This is a genomic window from Bacillus sp. SIMBA_074 (genome assembly GCF_046534555.1).
GTDB lineage: Bacteria > Bacillota > Bacilli > Bacillales > Bacillaceae_G > Bacillus_A > Bacillus_A mycoides.
On sequence record NZ_JAWRYM010001291.1, the window covers coordinates 1 to 233 of the forward strand.

Here is a 233-nt window from a genome sequence, read left to right on the forward strand (position 1 = left end):
GGCCAGCACGATCACGGTGTGCCATGAGGTCCCGCAGAGGACGCGTTCGGCCATCGGCAGCGTTCCGACGGCGATGAGGTGGAGTGCTGCTCCGGCGACGGCCAGCAGGGGCAGGCCGGCGCCGCACGCCATCCCGACGGCCGCCGTCACCCAGATGGACGCTGCGGTGGTCAGCCCGACGACGTTGCCGCGGTTCACGAAGATCACGCCGGCGCCGACGAACCCGATCCCGG

Annotated in this window: 1 protein-coding gene; it reads right to left on the bottom strand. The window is 72.1% G+C overall.

The features are described from left to right. Positions 1–233 (bottom strand): MgtC/SapB family protein (locus SB773_RS34870; RefSeq protein ID WP_410595149.1); only part of this gene is annotated, 233 nt, incomplete at both ends.